Here is a 21,004-nt window from a genome sequence, read left to right as displayed (position 1 = left end):
AAATGCTTAATTTATATGTTATCAGACATGGAGAAACAGAATGGAATAAAGAAAAAAGAAGCCAGGGCCGTCTCGACTCATCACTAACTGATAAAGGAAAAGAAGATGCCCGCTTACTGGGGGCCAGGCTTCATGATACAGAGTTCAAACAGATTATTTCGTCTCCAAGCGGAAGAACATTGGAAACAGCCAAGCTGATAAGAGGAGAAAGGGAAATTCCCTTGTTAACCGACGAAAGATTAATGGAAATCGATTTAGGGGAGTGGCAGGGAAAAACAGAGGATGAAATCAAAACGATATATCCCGATGAATTCCATACTTACTGGAACGAGCCAGATATCTATACAAGTATTGGAGGGGAAACATTTTTACAGGTCCAGCAAAGACTGGTGGATTTTTTAGAAGATCTGGAAAAGACAGTGACGAATGGCAATGTCCTGATTGTTACACATGGCGTCGTAATTAAAACTTTATACCTGCTATGCCATAATTCTACTTTAAAACATCTATGGGACCCGCCATTCATCCATGGAACCAGCTTAACGATTTTAACCCTGGATGCAGGTAGAAAAGAACTTTTGCTGGAAGCCTGTGTTTCTCATTGTTCCTGACCTGAAAATTAAATGTAAAATCGGGTCTTTAGTTGGGGAATTTCAAAAGCTTGTCATGTAAGATGCATAATAAGTAAAAGGCCCTGTAGTTATACAAGGCCTTTAAACTATCGTGCAGTCACTTTGTTTAAAAACTGCTGTGTACGTTTATTTTGTGATTTTTCGAATACTTCTTCTGGTGTTCCTCTTTCAAGGACGATGCCATCGTCCATGAAAATGACTTCGTCAGCGGCATCGCGTGCAAAGTTCATTTCATGGGTGACGATGACCATCGTGATTTCTTCCTTGGCGAGGTCTTTCATTACCTTCAGTACTTCTCCGACGAGTTCCGGGTCAAGGGCAGATGTTGGTTCATCGAAGAGCAGCACCTGTGGGTCCATCGCCATTGCTCTGGCAATTCCAACACGCTGCTGTTGGCCGCCGGACAGCTGGTGGGGGTAATTATCGGCACGGTCTTTCAGTCCTACTTTATCAAGTAGGGCAAGCGCCTTTTTCCTGGCTTCTTCCTTTGAACGCTTCAGCACAATCATCTGGCCTTCCATGACATTTTCTATCGCAGTCAGATGAGGGAAGAGGTTATAGTTCTGGAATACCATCCCGGTCTGCTTACGGAAGGCTACCAATTCTGCCGTTTTGATTTTCGCATTATTCCCGAACTGGAGAGTTCTGCTGCCAAGCTCTATCTTTCCAGCATCAGGAGTTTCGAGCAAGTTCATGCAGCGCAGAAGGGTTGTTTTCCCTGAGCCTGAAGGGCCAATGATCACCGCCGTTTTACCGGTTGGAATCTCAAGGTCGATACCTTTCAGTACTTCCAGTTCGCCGAATTTTTTATGCAGGTTTTCAATCTTAATCATTCAGGCACCTCCATCATTTTGCAACACTTCTTCCAAAACGGTCTTCTAAGTAGTTCTGGAAATAAGAAAGGACTGTGCTGAAAATCAGATAAATAAATGCAACCTCGATATACAGCCAAAGCGGCTCATAAGTGGCTGCTGCGATCTGCTGTCCCTTTTGGAACATTTCCGTCACCGTGATGGTCGCAGCTAGGGAAGTATCCTTAACTAGACTGATAAAGGAATTCCCGAGCGGCGGAAGTGATACCCTGACCGCCTGGGGAACGATGATTCGCCTCATTGCCTGGCTGCTTGTCATTCCGATGGAAGAAGCTGCCTCCCATTGTCCTTTAGGAATTGAAAGAATCGCCGCACGAATGATTTCAGAGCTATAAGCCCCTTTATTCAAAGTGAAGGCTATGACAGCAGCGGGGAAAGGATCTAACGTGACCCCCATACTTGGCAGCCCGAAGAACAGAATGAAAATCTGTACGAGCAATGGCGTTCCCCGGAAAATCCATACGTAGAACCGGGCAATTGCTACCACCGGTTTAATGTTGGATAGACGCGCAATCGCCACAAAAAACGCAAGGATCAATCCAAGAGTAAAAGTGATTAATGTAAGCGGGATAGTAAAATAAATCCCGGCTTTTAAAATAGGAAAAAAGGAATCGGTGAGGATTCCTATAATTCGTTCTGCACGTTCATCAAACATCTATATCATATCCTTTATTTCGATACGTCTGAGTTGAACCATTTTTTTGAGATTTCAAGGTAAGTTCCGTCTTCCTTCATGTCTGCAAGAGCTCCGTTCACTGCCTCGACAAGTTCATCGCTTCCTTTGCGGAAAAGGAAGGCATTGCTTGTTGCATCTTTTTCTTCATATACAGTCTTAACTGGAAGCTCAGGGCGCTGTTTCTTCAGGTCAAGGTAAGAAAGGCTGTCATTGATGGTTGCATCGATCCTGCCTGATGTAATCAAATCAATTGACTGATTGAAGCCTTCCACAACTGTGTTGGTTGCGCCATGATCTTCGGCAATTTTACGATAGTTGCTGTCCAGCGATTGTCCGACCTTTTTGCCGTCCAAATCGTCTAGAGTTTTGATTTCGTTATTATCTTCGTGAACGATCAGCACAGCTTTTGAAACGATGTATGGTTCTGACATATCATATTTCTCAAGGCGTTCTTCACGGATCGCCACTTCATTCGCAACCATGTCATAACGTTTTGCATCAAGGCCGGCAATCATGCCATCCCATTTTGTTTCAACAAATTTTGGTTTGATGTCAAGGCGCTTGAATACCTCTTCAGCAATTTCAATATCAAAGCCAGTCAACTTACCTTCCTTGTCATGGTAAGTAAATGGGGCATATGTTCCTTCTGTTCCGATTGTAATTTCGCCTTTATCTTTGATTTGATCATAAAGGCTTTGGTCCTTTGCCGTATCTTTGTCTTCACTGCTGCTGCTTCCGCATGCTGCAAGAGAAATCGCTAATACAAAAGTAAGTAAAATTAGTGCGTACTTCTTCACGTCTGCATTCATCTCCTAGTATTTTTATCGGTTTAATGTTGGATAACGTTTATTAGAATAATTCACCCCTGAAAAAATGTCAATATAAATAGCTCGTTATAAATATCAATCCCCATATACACTTCAATTCATGTACTGATCTAATAGGATTGGTAAATTTAAAGAGGATTTTTTATCATAACAAAGAATATTAATGTTAAATAGAAAATTAATACGCTTATAAGGAAGTGAATAGAATATGTTTAGCAAAGTCGGCCAAATTATGTTGTATGTGAATGACCAGGATGAAGCCGTAAAATTCTGGACAGAAAAATTGGGCTTTTCTGTTATAGCAGAAGAGAACAATAATCAGGGATTTAGATGGATTGAAATAGCCCCAACGCAAGGTGCAGAAACAAGTCTAGTATTGCACAATAAGGATTTCGTTTCTAAAATGTCTCCTGGTGTAAATCTCGAAACTCCTTCTTTAATGTTTTATACAGAGACGCTTGAACAATTACACAGTGACTTATCGGATAAAAAGATTACAGTCGGAGAAATTGTAAGTATGCCATCTGGCAGAGTATTTAACTTTGCCGATCATGAAGAGAACTATTTTGCGGTAATGGAAAAAAGGTAGTCAATGAGTTCAAAGCTACTGATCAAGCTGCCAAACCCAGGTGGCTTTTTTCTTTTAATATTATGTATTAGCGCGTGCATGTGAAAGTAGGCCCAACTTAAACTTCTTTTAACTAATCTTAGGATGAAGAAAATCTAAAAGAAATAAAGGGGAGAACACTGATGTACATACCGATACATTTTAAAATCGAGGATGAAGAAAAGATCTTTGAGTTCATTGAGAAGTATAGCTTTGCAACTGTTTACTCGACACATAAGGGAGAACCTTATGCTACCCATCTGCCATTGGTCCTAAATAAAGATGAAAATGTGTTATATGGGCATTTTGCTCGGGCTAATGGCCAGTGGAAAGATATTGAGAATCAATCCGTTCTTGCGGTTTTCCAGGGTCCTCATTGTTATATTTCGCCTTCCTGGTATGAAATAACTGATGCCGTGCCAACCTGGAATTACGTCTCCATTCATATTTACGGAATGATCAACATAATTGAAGATGAAAAAGTAATTTTTGATTCTTTGGATGAGATGGTCAATAAATATGAAAAGCCAGATAGTCCATATGATTTGAAAAAGGTAGACTCGAAATATAACGAAGGATTGAGTAAAGGAATTGTTGCGTTTAAGATGGCCATTACTAAAATGGAGGCAAAAGCCAAATTGAGTCAAAACCATCCAGTAGAAAGGCAAGAGTTGATTATTGAGAATTTAATTGAATCTTCGAATCAAAATGATTTAGAGGTAGCTTCACTGATGAAGAAGAACTTGTGAGAATACTTATCTACCAACAAACTAAAACAGACAGGAACTTATCCTGTCTGTTTTTACATACTATTTTTCCAAAAGGTCACGATACTGGTCTTTAATCAAATGTGTCAATCCCAATTGATCAATATAACTGGTTGGTGCCAGGAAGGTCACCGTGACGACTCCTGGATGGCGGCCGATTTCTATGGAGCCTGTGATGGTTGCTCTGTTCATGACTTCTGGAACTGTGATTCCAAATGCCTCGGCTGCACGCTGCAATCCGTTTTCGGTTGCTTCGTTCAAGTTGGCTCCTGTGCCAATGAAGGAGATTGGCAGTGAATCCTCCAGCTTACGGACACCCCATTGTCCGGCGACTTTCTGAGCGGTTGCTTTTTCTTTTTTCGTGATTGGTTTCGCCAGGTAAGGGAGGTCTTCACCAACAGGCAGAAGGATCGGGCCGTCGATGTTCAATCCTTTTATGACGATGGTCTGAAGGGTGACAATTCCTGATACATCTGTTGTGTGTCCTGCGATTTCGCCGTCTCCCTGCATTGCATGCATATCCCCAATATACACTCCGCCGCCTTCTACTTTTACAGGGCAAATCAGGATGGCGCCCTCGCGAACTCTATTAATATCCATGTGACCGTCTGTTCGGTCTTCAAGCTGCTCCCTGGTAATTCCGTATTCGTGAGGGGCATCAACGAGGAATTGGCCAAAGTCACCCGCATTGTGAGAATCAGGCAAGGCTCTTCCAGGTGTTGTCCCGAGCTGGCCAAGGAATGGACGAAGCCTTGCGACCGTTCCAACCAAATCATGTGGGGCAAAAGCGACAATTGGATTTTGTACTGAATTCTCCGGTGTGTTCATAAATGCGCGACCTTGCTGGGCAGCTTCTTCTGCGGCTTTTTTATGTAAAGTGACACCCACCTGTCTGTTGGAGTCAAACGCAATTGTATATCCATTTGTGAAAACAAAAGGGGTTACATCTGTTCCACAGTTGCTGCAGCGAACCGATTCAGGGCCGGTGCCTACAATCTTGGTATCAGGGTATAGTTCTCCGCAACCCGGACATTTCACGGCGACAAACGGGTCGCCAACAAATCTGCCTTCAACCGGTGCATCGTTCCCAGATGAAGTTCCCATCGAAGTGACCTGAATGGACTTTATGCGTATAGCAATTGCATCGCCGACTTCCGCACCTTCAACAAATACCGGTTTCGTTACTTCATGTCCTCCACGGATGCATGGTGTGATCATCGGTCCCCAGCATCCCGGCGTCGTGTTGGCAATAATATGCCCGCCATTTTTTACAGGGCCAAGCATTTCCTTCTCAGGGTCAAGGATTCCATTGGTAAACTCATTCACATACACTGTTTGCTGCGCTTCTCTCACTGTAAATCACCCTTTCAATTGTTATAGTTGCAAAAGTTGCCCCTAGTTCGGACAGCTTTTTAGCGCTAAGCACAAAGGTTGTCTGAAGTTGCCCCTAGTTCGGACAGCTTTTCAGCGCCAAGCACAAAAGTTGTCTGAAGTTGCTCCTAGTTCGGACAGCTTTACAGNGCNAAGCACAAAAGTTGTCTGAAGTTGCNCCTAGTTCGGACAGCTTTACGATGCTAAGCACAAAAGTTGTCTGAAGTTGCNCCTAGTTCGGACAGCTTTACGATGCTAAGCACAAAAGTTGTCTAAAGTTAACTTCTATTTCAGACAACTTTTTACCTGTGAATACAACGTTAATTATAGTTGTATTTAAAGAGGGAGGCGAAGGAAATGAATTATATTTAGAGATGTATTTTATGCTGCTTTAAATATTTTTACAACCCTATAATTTCCATTTTTGATCTAGTAAAATTAAAATATAAAATTTGATTTCTTAAGGAGTCGTTATACATGCGACAATTAACTGGCGCAATATATTTATCGTTCGGCTTTTTTTTCCACTTACTCAATCGTTTTGAAGGATATTACCCTCCAGTACATAGAAACTGGATCCCTGTTCTTTTCATTTTAGTAGGGTTCTCATATTTGTTTATTGATTTTAGGAGTTACGTTAAGAAGCATTTTAATAGTTAGATTGTTAAGGGGGAGACCAATTGGATAAAATCGAAATACTGAATTTAGTGCCTAAGTTTTTAGCTTTTTATCTTAAGGCAAATAAACTTGAAATTGATCCTGAAGAAAGATGGGCTCTTTGGGAGGATTATTATAATTTTGCAGCGGTCCCTCCTGGAGCCGAAGGAAGAAGGATGGCGAGAAATTTGCTGGACACAGCTTGGGCTAGGTATGCTGAAGCAATATCATTTATTGAGAACTGGAAACCCAATGAAGAAAAGGTTAGGGAGTTCTTATCAAAAGTTAAAACTTTACTAAGCTATGCTCAGCCAATTGATTTTGTCGTTGTTTATTTTGTTGGAGGTTTCGAAAATAATCCTTTTGTTGCTCTCTTTGATGATGGGCGATTGGCTCTTTGCCTTCCAATTGAACTAGGAAATTCAGATATTACTCTCGCACATGAATTGACACATGTGGTCCATAATTGTACTGCCAACCTTACTGCTGAATGGGAAAGAACAATTGCCTCCACCATTCTTCAAGAGGGATTAGCTACACGAGTAAGCCAATTTTTAGTTCCAGGCCATCCAGACGAACTTTATATTGAGCATAAGAAAGGTTGGCTTCAATCTTGTAAAGAAAACAGAAGAGAAATCTTAAGGGGGATTAATCCTTATTTAGCAGAATCCTCTTCAGAAGCCGTAACAAGATTCACGTTTGGTAATGGCACAACGAATCACGACAGAGAAGCATATTACGTGGGGTGGGAAATGGTCTATTTCCTTTTAGCTCAAGGAGTTAATTTGAGGAAATTGCTAGTATTCAAGAAAAGGATATTCCTGATTATTTTCAGGAGTCCTATTCAACTTTTTATAAAATAAACCCAACTATATAACTGTAATGTGAAAGAGGTAACAAAATAAATAAAGAATTGAAAGCACAGTTGAATGAACTGTGCTTTATTCATTTTTGGAAACTTAAAAGAAAATATCATAAAACTAATTTGCGTAAATTTACCCAGTATTTTTCTTGTTTTGGAAATTGAATTTTCTAAATATTCGTGTATAATACCATTTAAGGTCATTAAACGGAAAGTTTCCGTAATAACAAATTTATATACGGCAACTTTCCGTTTATAGTCTATATTTTCTTGTTCATACATAAAATTTTTGCAGAGAGGAGAGACATCTATGACATGTAATTTTGTAAAAGAATTATCTCCAAGATTAATTGAATGGCGTCGTTCCTTACATGCCTTGCCTGAATTGGGTTTCATGGAGTACATCACAACATACAGAATTGGGAAGGAGCTTGAAGCCCTAGGTTTTAAGCTGTTCGTCGGTAGAGATGCACTGGATGAGGAATCTCGTATGGGGGTTCCGCCGGAGAGTGAATTGAAGACGCATGAGTTGAAGGCTCTTGAATGGGGAGTGGAGGTGTCGTGGCTGGAGCAAATGCGCGGTGGCAACACTGGGCTGGTGGCAATATGGGATACAGGGAAAAAAGGGGACCATGTTGGTTTCCGCTTTGATATTGATGCTTTGCCGATTAATGAATCGCTGGATTCGAAGCATTTCCCGGCAAAACATCAATTCGTATCCAGGGAACAGAACGTCATGCATGCATGCGGCCATGATGGACACACCACGATCGGACTTGGTGTCGCCCATTATATTGCAACTCATCATGATCATCTGGCAGGTCGGTTTACCCTCTTATTTCAGCCGGCTGAAGAAGGTGGACGCGGCGCGAGGGCAATGGTGGCTAAAGGCTGGCTTGATGATGTCGACTATTTTTACTCCGGGCACATCGGCATTCAAACTCTTCCGGTTGGGACGATTGCCGCTTCAACACCAGGGTTCCTCGCATCAACAAAATACAATGCATATTTTAAAGGCGTGTCTTCTCATGCAGGGATAAATCCCGAGCTTGGCAAGAATGCACTGCTCGCAGCAACGACAGCGGCCAATAACTTATATTCAATCCCCCGTCACCACGATGGTGTGACCAGGGTGAATGTAGGAAGATTAGTTGCTGGAAGCGGCCGAAATATCATTCCGGAAGATAGTTACATGGAAATCGAAGTCCGTGGAGAAACGGTTGAGATTGCCGAATACATGGCTGAAAAAGCGACGAGAATTCTCCAGGCTGCAGCCGATATGCACGATGTAACCTGCACGATTGAACCCGTTGGCTTGACCGAAGTGGTTGTCTGCAATGAGGAACTGATTCCGAAAATTACTGAGTGGTGTGCCGAAAGTGAGTATGTAAAAGAAGTATTGCCATCAGTTACTGTTTCCGGGTCAGAGGATGTCAGTCTGATGATGAACCGGGTTCATAAGCACGGCGGGAAGGCAACCTATATGCTATTCGGTACAAAGCTTGACCATCCTCATCACCATCCCGTGTTCGATTTTCAGGAAGAGGTTTTGTTGGTTGCGGTCGATACATTCATCTCGATTATTAAAGGCGGTTCTGGATTAATTGATTAATAGTTTTATTTAAGGAGGAGACATGAAAAACAACGATGTGAAAACGTATCTGGCACAAAACAAAGAGACTTTTGAGAAAATCAGCATGTACATCTATGATCATCCTGAAACTAGATTCGAAGAATATGAGTCAGCGGAGTATTTAGCAGCTGAGTGTGAAAAGGCCGGATTTTCTGTAGAAAGGAATGCAGGTGGTATTGAAACTGCATTCGTTGCAACTTTTGGAAGCGGTTTCCCAGTCATTGGATTCCTTGGAGAGTTTGATGCTCTGTCCGGATTAGGGCAGAAGCCTGACAAAACAGCGTACGAGCCAACAGAAGTGAATGTCGGTCATGGCTGCGGCCATAACCTGCTCGGAACTGGTGCTTTTGCCGCTGCATGCACCGCAAAAAAATACCTGGAAGATCATAACCTCTCAGGTACTGTGAAATTTTTCGGATGCCCGGGAGAAGAAGGCGGGTCAGGGAAGACCTTTATGGTAAGGGAAGGGGTGTTTGATGGAGTAGACGCGGCGTTATCCTGGCACCCTTCCCCAGCAAACGCCATCATGAGCCTTTCCAGTCTGGCAAACTATCAAGTGTATTTCAGGTTAAAAGGAGTGTCCTCCCATGCTGCTAACTCACCGCATTTGGGCCGAAGCGCTCTGGATGCTGTAGAACTTATGAATGTGGGAGTCAATTATTTGAGAGAGCACATCGTTCCTGAAGCGAGGATTCATTATGCAGTGACCAACACGGGCGGCATTTCGCCAAATGTCGTACAGGCTGATGCCGAAGTTCTGTATCTGATTCGTGCTCCTAAAGTCCAGCAGGTCGATGATATCTACAAACGTGTCTGCAAAATTGCCGAAGGTGCGGCATTGATGACTGAGACTGAACTTTCCATCGAGTTTGACAAGGCTTGTTCGAACTATATACCAAACCGTAGTCTTGAAAAACTGCTCCATGAAAGCCTTGTGGAAGCTGGGACGGAAAAGCCGGGAGAAGAAGAAGTAGCTTTTGCAGAAGAACTCTGGTCCACACTTTCAGACGGGGAAAAAGAGAACTATTTGGATCTCATTAAAGGGTTTGGATATGTGGGGAATGGCAGTGAATTCGAGGGTAAGTATCTCGCGGACAGCATCTCGCCTTATGAAGCTTCTAATGAAGTTCTTGCCGGCTCCACGGATGTCTCTGATGTGAGCTGGGTTGTTCCGACCGCACAGCTGACTGCCGCAACTTCGGCATTGGGGACTCCGCTGCACACGTGGCAAATGACCACACAGGGAATAAGCAGCTTTGCCCACAAAGGAATGCTCCGGGCGGCAGAATCCATGGCATTGACAGCGGTTCAATTGTTTGAGGACGAGGAGAAATTGAAGGCTGTTAAACAGGAATTCGATGAGTTCAGTAAAGCAAATCCATATATATGTCCAATACCAAATGCCGTTAAGCCATCAACACTAAAATAATTTAAAAAGTGAGGGGAAAATATGGTTACAGAGAATAAGAAACCAGGCTTAGCCCAGCGATTCCTCAACGGAATTGAAAAAGTAGGAAACAAACTTCCAGACCCGTTTATTTTATTTGCTGTCCTTGCAGTACTGGTAATCATTGCATCTGCTATTTTCAGTGCCTTCGGTGCTTCTGTCGTCCACCCGGGGACAGGAGAGGAACTCGCAGTAAAAAACCTTGCCTCTGCTGAAGGTCTTAAGTACATCTTGACCTCCATGCTAGGTAATTTTACAGGATTTGCGCCACTTGGATTGGTCTTATCAATGATGCTCGGTATCGGTCTTGCTGAAAAAGTCGGCATGCTTGATTATGCGATTAAGAAGACCATTCTTAAGGCACCTCCCGCACTGATCACGTACACGGTTGTGTTTGTCGGGATCATGGGTAATATCGCTTCAGATGCAGCGATGGTTCTCATTCCGCCGCTGGCAGCGATGGTTTTCTACAAAGTTGGGCGAAATCCGATTGCCGGTCTGGCTGCGGGTTATGCTGCAGCTGGTGCTGGTTTCACTGCCAACCTGATGATTGCCGGCACTGATGCATTGCTGTCCGGTATTTCAACAGAAGCAGCAAAGATTATTGATGATAGTATTGTTGTTACACCAGTCGATAACTGGTATTTCAATATCGTATCCGTGTTTGTGCTTACGATCGTTGGCGGGCTTGTTACCACTAAATTCATTGAGCCGCGTCTTGGTAAGTATAAAGGGGATGCGGTTGAAGAAGCTTTAACGGAAGATCCTCCTAAGGCAGGTAAGGCTTTAAGGAATGCAACGATTGCCGGCGGAGCCTATATCGCTCTTATTTTAGCTGTGATCCTGCTGCCTAACAGTCCATTGACAAACGAAGATGGCGGTCTGGTACCATCTCCATTCCTGGACGGAATTATCCCGATTATTTTGTTCTTCTTTATCCTTGTCGGTACTGTCTATGGGGTAACAGTCGGCAATATTAAGAGCAGTAAAGATGTAGCAAGCTTCATGGGTGAAGCAATGAAGGATCTTTCATCCTATATTGTCTTAATATTCGCAATTTCTCAGTTCATCGCTTACTTTAGCTGGTCCAATATTGCTACATGGATTGCTGTCAACGGAGCTGAATTCTTAAAAGATATCGAGTTTACTGGTATCGGTTTGATCATTGGCTATATTTTGTTTACTGCGGCACTGAATTTCCTGATCACTTCAGGTTCAGCAAAATGGGCTCTTGAAGCACCGGTTTTCGTACCGATGTTCATGCAGCTTGGTTACCATCCAGCATTCACACAGGTAGCATACCGTATTGCGGATTCATCCACTAACATCGTGACGCCATTAATGCCATATATGGTCATCGTCCTGTCATTCATGCAGAAGTATGATAAAAAAGCCGGTATAGGTACGTTCATCGCATTAATGCTGCCATATTCAGTGACGTTCCTATTAACATGGATTATCATGATTTTGGTCTTCTTCTTCCTGAACATTCCATTTGGACCAGGAGTTACACCATTCCTGTAATTGAATAATAATAGGATGTGAATATCTAATGAGCAAACTAGAAGAAAAGTTAATAGAATGGCGCCGCGATTTCCACCGACATCCTGAAACGGGATTTCTGGAAATGCGGACAGCTTCTATTGTTGCTTCGGTGCTGGACGATCTTGGCTTTGAACTCAGAGTGGGAAAAGACGTCATGTCGTCTCAACATTGTATGGGTAAGCCTGGAAAAGAAGAAACGGAAGCACATTATCAATGGGCACTCCACAACGGAGCCATAAAAGAATATATAGAGCCTTTTTCTGAAGGATATACAGGGATTGTCGCCACATGGGATACGAAGAAGGATGGTCCAACGATTGCTTTCCGGATTGATATGGACGCCCTCGATATCAATGAATCCCAGGAGGACAGCCACTTCCCGCAAAAAGAAGGGTTCCGGTCCACACTAGCTTATAAGATGCACGCTTGCGGCCATGACGCCCACACAACGATTGGACTGGGACTGGCAACCTTGATTGCCGAGAATAAGGACAGTCTGAAAGGGAAAATAAAATTGATTTTCCAGCCGGCAGAGGAGGGTACCCGCGGGGCTCGGTCGATGGCCGAAGCGAATGTTGTCGATGATGTCGATTATTTTATAGCCAGCCATATAGGCACAGGAGTTCCGGATGGACATTTCGTTGCATCAAAAAATGGATTCCTGGCTACTTCGAAGCTTGATATCACCTTTAAAGGTGTAGCGTCACATGCAGGCGGAAATCCAGAACAAGGGAAAAACGCTTTATTGGCAGCTGCGTCTGCAGCCCTGAATATTTATGCCATCCCGCGCCACTCTGAAGGAGCGACAAGAATAAATGTCGGTGAACTTCATGCAGGATCTGGCAGGAACATCATCGCTGACTGGGCGTTTTTAAAAATAGAAACCCGCGGGGAAAACACGGAGATCAATGAGTTTGTCAAAGCCCAGGCTGAAGCCGTTATCGCAGGCTCCGCGCAAATGTATGGTGTAGAATATGAAATCCAGACGGTAGGAGAAGCAATAAGTGCCGAAGGGTCGAGAGAGCTTGCAGGCGTACTGCATGCCAGTGCCGAGGAATCTCCATATATTCTCGAAAGTGTGTTTGAGGATAACTCACCTGCTGGATCTGAAGATGCAACCTTTTTCATGGAAAGGGTTCAGAATAACGGCGGTCAGGCAACATACTGTATTTTCGGAACAGAGCTTGCGGCCGGCCATCATAATGAAAAGTTTGATATCAATGAAAAGACCTTGCTATCCGCTGTACATGTTCTATTTGAATCAATCAAAAAACTAAATTAAGTATTGGAGTGAGGCAGAGATATCTGCCTCATTTTCAATCTAAACAACTGAAGGGAGAAATGGAAATGAAGGATTGGCTTGAAAAGCATTTGTGTGAGTTGAATTTAACAAAAACCATGGAACGTCCGGAGGGTTTCTGTCGATTGGGATATACTGCTGAGGAGTGGAAGGCGATTGATGTTTTTGCTTCGCTTGCTGAGTATCTGGGTTTGATAGTACATAGGGATGAAGCTGGGAACGCCATTGCAAGATGGGAAACATCCGGGATGGAATCTTTACCTGCGGTTGCTGTCGGTTCCCATCTGGATACGGTTAAAGGCGGCGGAGGATACGATGGAGTTGCAGGTGTTCTATGCGCCCTTGCTGCGATAAAAAAATTAAAAGAAGAAGGCTTCATGCCGGCTTTCCCGGTTGAAGTGATTTGCTTTGCCTCGGAGGAATCATCGCGATTCGGTGTCTCGACAATTGGCAGCAAAGCGATGAGTGGAATATTGAATAAAAAGGAACTAGAATGTATACAAGACGAGCATGGCACCACAATCCGCCAGGCAGTCGAGAACGTGGGGCTTAATTGGAATAAAATAGACCAGGCAAATCGGACTGCAGCCGAATTGAAAAGCTTTTTTGAGCTGCACATTGAACAAGGTACCAGGATTCAGGACTATGGTGCTGAATTTGGTGTTGTTACTGCGATCGCTTGCCCAATCCGCTTGAAAGTGACGGTTACCGGGCAAATGGGGCATACCGGTACGACGCCAATGGGTAAGAGAAGTGATGCTCTTGTTGCGGCTGCACCTTTGATCAGTTTTATCTCAGAGACAGCGGAGTCCCTGTCGGCTGGAAGTGAAGTTCCGATTGTTGCAACGGCCAGCACCATTGAACTGAAACCTAACGCCATGAATGTCATTCCGGGAATCGTTGAACTTGGTGTTGATATCCGCAGTGTCGATGATATGTTAAAGGAGAAAATGAAAGAACATATTTACGATAAATGTATACAGCTTGAACAATCATTTGGTGTTAAAATGAAAGTGACCACTATGGTAAATAATTCATCCGTCCAATTGGATGAAAAAGTGAGAGGAAAACTGCAGTCTGCTGGTGAATCATTAGGCTATAAGGCAATGGTTCTCGAAAGCGGTGCAGGCCATGATGTGATGAATATGGCCGCTAAATGGCCATCTGGCTTGATTTTTATCAAGTGTCGAAACGGTTTAAGTCACCATCCTGAAGAGTTTGCCTCACTTGAGGATTTACAAATAGGTACAGATATTATCACACAATACTTAAGGAATGAAGCTGGGCATTAGTAGAGAAAGAAGTAGGTGTAAACGATGAAAATCCGTGTAGGAGTAGTGGGACCTGGGGACTCTGTTGCCCATATTCTTGCTTTAGGCCGGGAACATACTGATCTTGAAATGGTACCTTATATATATAAAGAAACAAAGGAGACGGAAAACATCATCCGTGATTTCCAAGATGAAGTGGATTTTTGGTTTTTTTCCGGCCAGGCTCCTTACTATTATGCACGCTCTAAAGGTTTGGTCAGGGAAGATACTTCTTATTTTCCGCCGCTGTATGGTTCAAGCTTGCTAGGGACGCTGCTCGGAGCTCTTTTGAAAGAAGGAGTCATACAAAATGTCAGCCTTGATACCATCAAACAATCAGAACTGGATACATTGACCAGTACATATTATTTGGGGGATATAAACATCCGATCTTTCTCCTATGACGAATACAAACCAGCTGAGGAAATCATATCATTCCATAAAAAACTTCATGATGAAGGTAAAACTGAGGTGGCTGTTACTTGTGTGCAGGAAGTGCATGACAAGCTGAATCAATTGGGGATTCCTTGTTACAGAGTCATTCCTTCTCCGGTCGCCATCAAACTAGTGCTGCAAAACCTGAAGGAAAGAGGCCAATCCAACTGGTATAAACAGTCACAAATCGCCATCATCGGGCTTGAGGTGATCCATTCAGCAAGTTCCCTGGATCAGCAGTATTTTAGCTATGAAATGAAACGCCGTGAACTCGAGATTAAGCAAGTCATGCTGGACCATGCCGAAAAATTACAAGGCTCCTTCGTCCAAATCGGTGACGGCTTGTTCTTTATCTATACGACCAGGGGTGAGATGGATATGCAATTTCAAGAATCCGCTATGTATTCCCTGATAGAAGAAGCAAAAGTCCACAGCAAGCTGAAGCTCAGAATCGGAATTGGCTACGGTTTGACCGCATATGATGCGGAACAAAATGTCCGGCTTGCCCTTCATTATGCCAGAGAAAAACAAACCCCAGCTGTTGTCAGTGTCGATGAAAAGAAGCAGATTAACGAGCATCAGTCAGAAAGTGGAGAACTAAACATTACCTACCAACATCGCAAATGGGGAGAAGAATGGGAAGAACGGTTTAAAGAAGCCAAGATCAGCCCCGGAATCGTGAGCAAAATCGAGTATCTCTCAAGACATTACAAAAAAAATATCGTGACAGCACAAGAAGTCTCAAGATGGCTGAAAAGAACCGAACGCAACTCAAGAAGAATCATGGTTGAACTCGAACGCCTTGGACTGGCAAAAGTCACCGGAGAGGAACAACCAGGACAGCGAGGCAGGCCTCGGAAGGTTTATGAGTTGTTGTTTTAGGGAGTCATGGTTGAAAAACAACTATGGTATTATAAAATCCCAGGAAGTCCTATAGTCAATAGGAATGTATCCTGGGATTTTCTGTTCATATAAATATAGTAGTGGTGCCCCGTTTAGGACCATCTGCAATTCAAGGTACTACGAATGTTAATCCCTCGAATGACAGAATGACTTATCAATTAAATTAAGATGAAACCAGAAACTTTATTGCTCCCAAAGTTTCTTCTCTAATTCCTTCAAAACAAACGTCTCCCGCTTCAACCAGCTGTTACGTTCATGTTTTTCAATAAGCCTTTCATTTTGGTCTATGGCTTCCTTGAGGGAAACCCATTTTGCAGTGAATTCAAGTTTTGCCTCGTAATCGTCTAATTGCTGGGGTTCCTTTTCATTTGTTGTCAATTCGCATAGATAATAATGGGAAGTCATTTGAAATAATGCATGTTTTTCATATTCATCCATATTTCGCTCGATGACAGTTCCAACCTTGTCTTTAACCAGGCAATTTATATAACCGGTTTCTTCCCTTACTTCTCGTTTAAGGCAGTCTTCGAGGGTTTCGTTGTTCTCCAGGCCGCCACCGGGAAACTTATAATCTCCTTTATTTGACTGAACCATTAGAATATGATTATTCACCATAATGATGGCCCTTACAGCGACACGCTCGGTGGTTCTCTCAAATCTTGTTAAATTTGGGTCGTCCAGTTCTAGATTGAAATTTATCATAATCACCTTTTCCAGAATAGAGAAATTTTTAGTGAAATATTTCCATTAATAGATTATCATATTTTTAACCAGAATCAGCCATTTTCTGGCTTGGTCTAGAATTATTGGGTGCAAGGAGGAAAGGTATGTTCAGCTTTCAAGTGAATGATTCTATAAGTCTCGAATTATTGCAGCAGCATCAAGCGGATGAAATATTCGAGCTGATTGATGCCAATAGGTCACATTTAAGAGAATGGCTGCTATGGGTTGATAAGAGAAAAGCGGCGGAGGATATGGTTCCGGTCATAAAGTATTGGCTGGAGAATCTTGCGAATAATCAGGGATTTGATGTGGCCATCAGATACGATTCAAGTCTCGTGGGCATGATTGGCGTCCAGTTTGATTGGGGGAATCGAACGGCGAGTATCGGTTATTTGCTATCAAAAGACTGTGAAGGAAAAGGGATCATCACAACCAGTTTGAAGAGTCTCATTCATGAGTTATTCTTCAGGTATTCGATGAATCGAATTGAGATACAATGTGCTGCGAATAACGTGAAAAGTCAGAGAGTTCCTGAGAGACTAGGGTTTGAAATGGAAGGAACCAAGAGAGCGGGGCAGTTCCTTTATGATCATTATGAGGATTTGATTGTATATAGCCTTCTGAAAAGTGAGGTCTGACAAAACAGAAACGCCTGGATTCATTTCCAGGCGTTTCTGTTGCTATCAGTTCACTGACTTTTTCTGTTTTTTATAGGACGAAGCGGAGAGGTCTTGTGCACTAATCGTAAGATATGGCTTAACTTAAATCAAAAGTTGAAAGAAAAATGTATAGTTGGCTTTACAAAATGTAAAGCTCACTATACAATAAGGTTAATAAAGGAAATAAGAAGTTGTTTTTTTACCTATAATGTATAGTTGGCTTTACAAAATGTAAAGTTGAGTATGCATTAACGCTGTACTGCTAAGGAGGTCGATGCCGATGGAGCTGACAAATCGTGTAAAAGAGTTAAGGGCAAAACATCATTATACGCAAAATGATCTGGCACTGGCGGTTGACGTTACCAGACAGACAATTGTCGCATTGGAGAAGGGAAGCTATATACCGTCCTTGTTGCTGGCCATGAAGATTGCCCGCACGTTCAAGTTGCCAATTGAAGAGATCTTTTTTATCGAGGGGGAAGAAGTACGATGAATCAAAAATTTTTCATGTCAGTCGCAATCTTCGTTTTGTTCGGATGGGCCATGGTTGCTTTTTATTATGCACAGATGGATTTTGCGGAAGTGATCAAAAATCCTGAGCCGCCATGGACTGTGACCATTAATGCAACGCCAGTTTTTGCAGCCCTTGTGATTGGAGGAATCCTGACAGCCATCTTGTTCATGAAAAGCAAAAAGAAGAACAAATCGTTTGCCAAAGCATTTTTCCTGCCGCCGGAATTTGAAGAAACTGATGAGCGAGAACAAGAAATCACTGCAAAAGCCTGCAGAGCTTCGTATGTCACGATGTGGTATGCCTTTCCGATCCTGACTGCTCTCATGCTGCTTTATCCGCTAATTTCCGAAACCGTTCCGTATTATCCAATCATTGTCGTCATGCTGTTTCCATTTGTCCAATCGTTTGCGTATTTTCTTTCATGGCGAAAGCATTATTAAGAATATGAACTTGCATTAAAGCAGATGGATCCTTAAAGGGTCTTGTCTGCTTTTTTTCGTTACGTAGGGGGACAATATGATGAGGTATTTTATAGGTAATCCATTACGAGTACCGTGACAAAATGTTTCAAGCTGAATCCATTGAATTCTGGCCATGTACTTAAGATTTGTTTAGGAGATCAATACAAGCAGAAGCACAGTCCCCCGTGAGCTTCTGCTTGCATTGAAAAGGCAACAAATGGGCCTTAATTATAGTATTCAAGGTCAAAGAATTGTGTTTTTCTAGAAATTTATACCAATCTAACTGCGTTTATATTATACTTTTAGAAATATCAAAAATTGGGGTGGTTTCTTTGGGTGATTGCTTTATTTGCAATAAACATAGCGGCAATATTCAAACTTCTGGTATTTCAATTTACGAGGATGAGTTTGTGTATGTTGGTCATATCGATCGAAATGGTAACCCGAACTACCTGGGTCACATTATGATTGACTTGAAAAGACATGTACCGACACTTGGAGAGATGAATATGGAGGAAGCAAAGGTGTTTGGCATGATGATGGCCAAGGTGAGTAAAGCTCTTATGGAGAGCGAGAAGGCTGAACATATTTATTCTTTTGTGGCGGGGGATTCGGTTCCGCACCTTCACATGCACCTTGTTGCTCGATATCCGAACACACCGAAAGATTATTGGGGACCCAACGCTGTGTACGAATGGCCAGATGCTCCAATGGGGAACAATGAGGATGTTATTGCGCTTTGCAGCCGCCTTAAATTGTATTTAGAGAGTCCAGTATGAGTAATAGTAGTAAGGAATTCAGCTGGGTAGGAAGCCAGGAAAATTTCATTGACCAGCCCAATACTCTTCAGCTAGGTAGAGTCTTGATTGGGCGTTATGGCGGAAATTCCAGTGCTGGCAAGTATAAGAATGAAGATGGATGTTTGGTCTGGGTCAATGAGCAGCAGGATTGGGAGTTTGCAATTATACTAGATGCCCATAATACTTCCGAGAGCGCGGAGTTAATTATTGAACAATTTAGAGATGAGCAGTCTGATCTTAAGCACCTACTTTCTTTGCCTGCAAACCAGCAAGCTTTTAAAAGGTTAGAAGAAAAGATTCTAAATATGTTCCAAGCTGAAGAATTTTTATCCTCCTGTCGTGAAGTTAGCGGGGAGACTGCTTGTTTAATTGTGGCAAGAAAGGATAAGTATGTTTGGTGGTTCTCGGTTGGGGATTGTGTGCTGTATTTATTCCACCACGAGCTTGCTGCGATGGGCCAGTACCAGGTCAATCAAAGACATTTTTATGAGTGGATTGGACAGGTGAATACTTTTGCCGAGGAAGTTCCTTGTTATAGTGTTGGGATTAAGGAATTAAGAAAAGGAGAGAATCGTCTTTTCCTTACAACTGATGGGTTGATTGAGTGCCCAGATGAACCATTTGCTGACCCAGTTCGTATTTATGATTCTTTTTCAGAGTCCCAGAATGATGATGAAAAGAATATCCTTTCCATATTGGAGAAGATTAAAAATCATAATGTAAGAGACAGTACAACGATCTTTTCCTGGATTGTAGAAGTTGACAAGGAATCTACCATGCCGAGTGACCAGTGACTTATACGGAATTCTTCAAAGTAGCGCAGGGATCTTCATCCTGTGTTTTTTTGTCAGGAGCTAATTTTTGATTTCTTCCTATACATTTGATACGATTTAATCGTACACGATTTATATTATATCGAGGAGGAACGCTGAATGATAACGGTATACGATTTTACAGTAAAAAAGACAAGTGGAGATACTCAATCTTTAAGAGACTTTGAAGGGAAGCCGATGCTCATTGTCAATACTGCTAGTAAATGCGGGTTGACTCCTCAATTTAAAGGCCTTCAGGAGCTTTATGACCAATACCAGGAAAAAGGATTGGAAATTCTGGGTTTTCCTTGTGGGCAGTTCAATAATCAGGAGTACGACAATATTGATGAGACCACTCAGTTTTGCCAGTTGAATTACGGTGTCACTTTTCCAATGTTTTCGAAAATCGATGTAAATGGTGCGAATACGGATCCTCTTTTTGCCTATTTAAAAGAACAAAAAGGCGGCGTACTGACGAAGGATATCAAATGGAATTTCACTAAATTCCTGGTTGACCGAAATGGACACGTGGTGAAACGTTATGCACCAACGACTGAACCCGATAAAATCAAGAATGATCTCTCTGAATTACTTTAATTATTATAAAGGGTGAGTCAATTGAAGGATTTACTAACATTGGAAAATCAACTGTGTTTTGCAGTATATGATGCAGGGAGCCAGTTTACCAAACTTTATACGAAAGCCCTGGATTCCTTCGGGCTCACCTATCCTCAATATCTGGTTTTATTAGCGCTATGGGAGAAGGATGGAGTAAGTGTTAAGGAGCTTGGTGAACGGTTGAACTTGGGCACAGGAACTTTGACTCCAATGATCAAAAGGATGGAAGCCAATGGCTGGCTGAAGAGGGAGCGTTCGACTGTAGATGAAAGGAAGGTTATTTTATATCTTTTTCCAAAAGCTAAAGAACAAAAGGAAGAAATTGTGCAAAAAATCGCTGCAGAGTTGAAGCTGTGTAATATTGAGTATACAGAATATGAGCAGTTAATGAAGATGTTAAACGTTCTGCGGGGGAAATTGAGCACATATAATCGGGCATGAAAAACACCGGTTCATGGTTGTCCAAGGATGGCGAGGAAACTAATCCTAGATTCATTCTATAACCTTCACTGAGCTAGAAATGTATTCACATGGATAGGAATGGAGCATATTTTGACGACTCAAAATATGCTC

Annotated in this window: 22 protein-coding genes; 17 read left to right on the top strand and 5 right to left on the bottom strand. The window is 42.5% G+C overall.

Annotation, left to right across the window (positions count from 1 at the left end; genetic code table 11):
• Window positions 1-2: 2 nt before the first annotated feature.
• Window positions 3-611 carry a histidine phosphatase family protein gene (locus ACNAZ4_RS06040; protein ID WP_415813333.1) on the top strand — a complete coding sequence of 203 codons (609 nt, stop codon included), beginning with the start codon at window positions 3-5 and terminating at the stop codon, window positions 609-611.
• A gap of 107 nt (window positions 612-718) precedes the next feature.
• On the opposite strand, the gene ACNAZ4_RS06035 is transcribed toward ACNAZ4_RS06040, so the two are convergent.
• The 3 genes from ACNAZ4_RS06035 to ACNAZ4_RS06025 are packed head-to-tail and all read right to left on the bottom strand — an operon-like array spanning window position 719 to window position 2,977.
• A complete protein-coding gene (locus tag ACNAZ4_RS06035) occupies window positions 719-1,465 on the bottom strand; it encodes an amino acid ABC transporter ATP-binding protein (RefSeq protein ID WP_415813332.1) in 747 nt (248 codons plus the stop codon).
• 13 nt (window positions 1,466-1,478) lie between these two features.
• Entirely contained in the window at window positions 1,479-2,159 is a 681-nt protein-coding gene (locus ACNAZ4_RS06030) for an amino acid ABC transporter permease (protein WP_415813331.1), read from the bottom strand.
• A 14-nt stretch (window positions 2,160-2,173) separates the two neighbouring features.
• Window positions 2,174-2,977 carry an amino acid ABC transporter substrate-binding protein gene (locus ACNAZ4_RS06025; RefSeq protein WP_415813330.1) on the bottom strand — a complete coding sequence of 268 codons (804 nt, stop codon included), beginning with the start codon at window positions 2,975-2,977 and terminating at the stop codon, window positions 2,174-2,176.
• A 238-nt stretch (window positions 2,978-3,215) separates the two neighbouring features.
• Between ACNAZ4_RS06025 and ACNAZ4_RS06020 the strand changes: the two genes are divergently transcribed.
• A complete protein-coding gene (locus ACNAZ4_RS06020) occupies window positions 3,216-3,596 on the top strand; it encodes a VOC family protein (RefSeq protein ID WP_415813329.1) in 381 nt (126 codons plus the stop codon).
• Between the two features lie 161 nt (window positions 3,597-3,757).
• Complete coding sequence (locus ACNAZ4_RS06015; RefSeq protein ID WP_415813328.1) at window positions 3,758-4,363, top strand: FMN-binding negative transcriptional regulator; 606 nt, start codon at window positions 3,758-3,760, stop codon at window positions 4,361-4,363.
• A 60-nt stretch (window positions 4,364-4,423) separates the two neighbouring features.
• Here ACNAZ4_RS06015 and ACNAZ4_RS06010 read toward each other — a convergent pair whose 3' ends face one another.
• On the bottom strand, window positions 4,424-5,734 hold the full coding sequence (locus ACNAZ4_RS06010) for an acetamidase/formamidase family protein (RefSeq protein WP_415813327.1): 1,311 nt from the start codon (window positions 5,732-5,734) through the stop codon (window positions 4,424-4,426).
• A 698-nt stretch (window positions 5,735-6,432) separates the two neighbouring features.
• Here ACNAZ4_RS06010 and ACNAZ4_RS06005 point away from each other — a divergent pair.
• From ACNAZ4_RS06005 to ACNAZ4_RS05975, 7 genes are all read left to right on the top strand, one after another.
• Window positions 6,433-7,272: a hypothetical protein gene (locus ACNAZ4_RS06005; RefSeq protein ID WP_415813326.1), complete on the top strand. Its 840-nt coding sequence runs from the start codon at window positions 6,433-6,435 to the stop codon at window positions 7,270-7,272.
• A gap of 309 nt (window positions 7,273-7,581) precedes the next feature.
• Window positions 7,582-8,883 carry an amidohydrolase gene (locus ACNAZ4_RS06000; RefSeq protein ID WP_415813325.1) on the top strand — a complete coding sequence of 434 codons (1,302 nt, stop codon included), beginning with the start codon at window positions 7,582-7,584 and terminating at the stop codon, window positions 8,881-8,883.
• Window positions 8,884-8,905: 22 nt separating this feature from the next.
• A complete protein-coding gene (locus tag ACNAZ4_RS05995; RefSeq protein WP_415813323.1) occupies window positions 8,906-10,333 on the top strand; it encodes a M20 family metallopeptidase in 1,428 nt (475 codons plus the stop codon).
• Window positions 10,334-10,354: 21 nt separating this feature from the next.
• Window positions 10,355-11,875: an AbgT family transporter gene (locus ACNAZ4_RS05990; RefSeq protein WP_415813322.1), complete on the top strand. Its 1,521-nt coding sequence runs from the start codon at window positions 10,355-10,357 to the stop codon at window positions 11,873-11,875.
• A 28-nt stretch (window positions 11,876-11,903) separates the two neighbouring features.
• Complete coding sequence (locus ACNAZ4_RS05985) at window positions 11,904-13,178, top strand: M20 family metallo-hydrolase (RefSeq protein WP_415813320.1); 1,275 nt, start codon at window positions 11,904-11,906, stop codon at window positions 13,176-13,178.
• A 65-nt stretch (window positions 13,179-13,243) separates the two neighbouring features.
• Window positions 13,244-14,488, top strand: coding sequence for a M20 family metallo-hydrolase (locus tag ACNAZ4_RS05980; protein ID WP_415813319.1), 1,245 nt, complete (start codon window positions 13,244-13,246; stop codon window positions 14,486-14,488).
• A gap of 24 nt (window positions 14,489-14,512) precedes the next feature.
• Entirely contained in the window at window positions 14,513-15,823 is a 1,311-nt protein-coding gene (locus tag ACNAZ4_RS05975; protein WP_415813318.1) for a helix-turn-helix domain-containing protein, read from the top strand.
• 204 nt (window positions 15,824-16,027) lie between these two features.
• Here the strand turns inward: ACNAZ4_RS05975 and ACNAZ4_RS05970 are convergent, their stop codons facing one another.
• Window positions 16,028-16,546, bottom strand: a complete 519-nt coding sequence (locus tag ACNAZ4_RS05970) for an NUDIX hydrolase (protein WP_415813317.1) — start codon at window positions 16,544-16,546, stop codon at window positions 16,028-16,030.
• A gap of 125 nt (window positions 16,547-16,671) precedes the next feature.
• On the opposite strand from ACNAZ4_RS05970, the gene ACNAZ4_RS05965 reads away from it, so the two are divergent.
• The 7 genes from ACNAZ4_RS05965 (at window position 16,672) to ACNAZ4_RS05935 (ending at window position 20,872) form a co-directional block, all read left to right on the top strand.
• A complete protein-coding gene (locus tag ACNAZ4_RS05965; RefSeq protein WP_415813316.1) occupies window positions 16,672-17,205 on the top strand; it encodes a GNAT family N-acetyltransferase in 534 nt (177 codons plus the stop codon).
• A gap of 301 nt (window positions 17,206-17,506) precedes the next feature.
• Window positions 17,507-17,719, top strand: coding sequence for a helix-turn-helix transcriptional regulator (locus ACNAZ4_RS05960; RefSeq protein ID WP_415813315.1), 213 nt, complete (start codon window positions 17,507-17,509; stop codon window positions 17,717-17,719).
• Window positions 17,716-18,180: a hypothetical protein gene (locus ACNAZ4_RS05955; RefSeq protein WP_415813314.1), complete on the top strand. Its 465-nt coding sequence runs from the start codon at window positions 17,716-17,718 to the stop codon at window positions 18,178-18,180. Before ACNAZ4_RS05960 ends, ACNAZ4_RS05955 begins: the two co-directional genes overlap by 4 nt.
• A gap of 353 nt (window positions 18,181-18,533) precedes the next feature.
• Window positions 18,534-18,980 carry an HIT family protein gene (locus ACNAZ4_RS05950; protein ID WP_415813313.1) on the top strand — a complete coding sequence of 149 codons (447 nt, stop codon included), beginning with the start codon at window positions 18,534-18,536 and terminating at the stop codon, window positions 18,978-18,980.
• A complete protein-coding gene (locus ACNAZ4_RS05945) occupies window positions 18,977-19,795 on the top strand; it encodes a protein phosphatase 2C domain-containing protein (protein WP_415813312.1) in 819 nt (272 codons plus the stop codon). The genes ACNAZ4_RS05950 and ACNAZ4_RS05945 overlap by 4 nt, the downstream gene beginning before the upstream one ends.
• 138 nt (window positions 19,796-19,933) lie before the next feature.
• Window positions 19,934-20,410, top strand: a complete 477-nt coding sequence (locus ACNAZ4_RS05940; protein ID WP_415813311.1) for a glutathione peroxidase — start codon at window positions 19,934-19,936, stop codon at window positions 20,408-20,410.
• 39 nt (window positions 20,411-20,449) lie between these two features.
• A complete protein-coding gene (locus ACNAZ4_RS05935) occupies window positions 20,450-20,872 on the top strand; it encodes a MarR family winged helix-turn-helix transcriptional regulator (RefSeq protein ID WP_415813310.1) in 423 nt (140 codons plus the stop codon).
• Window positions 20,873-21,004 lie beyond the last annotated feature (132 nt).

This window comes from Mesobacillus thioparans (assembly GCF_965138835.1).
In the GTDB taxonomy this organism is placed as follows: Bacteria; Bacillota; Bacilli; order Bacillales; family Cytobacillaceae; genus Mesobacillus; species Mesobacillus thioparans.
The sequence above is the reverse complement of the archived record's forward strand: the minus strand, read 5'-3'. Positions and strand labels throughout refer to the sequence as shown.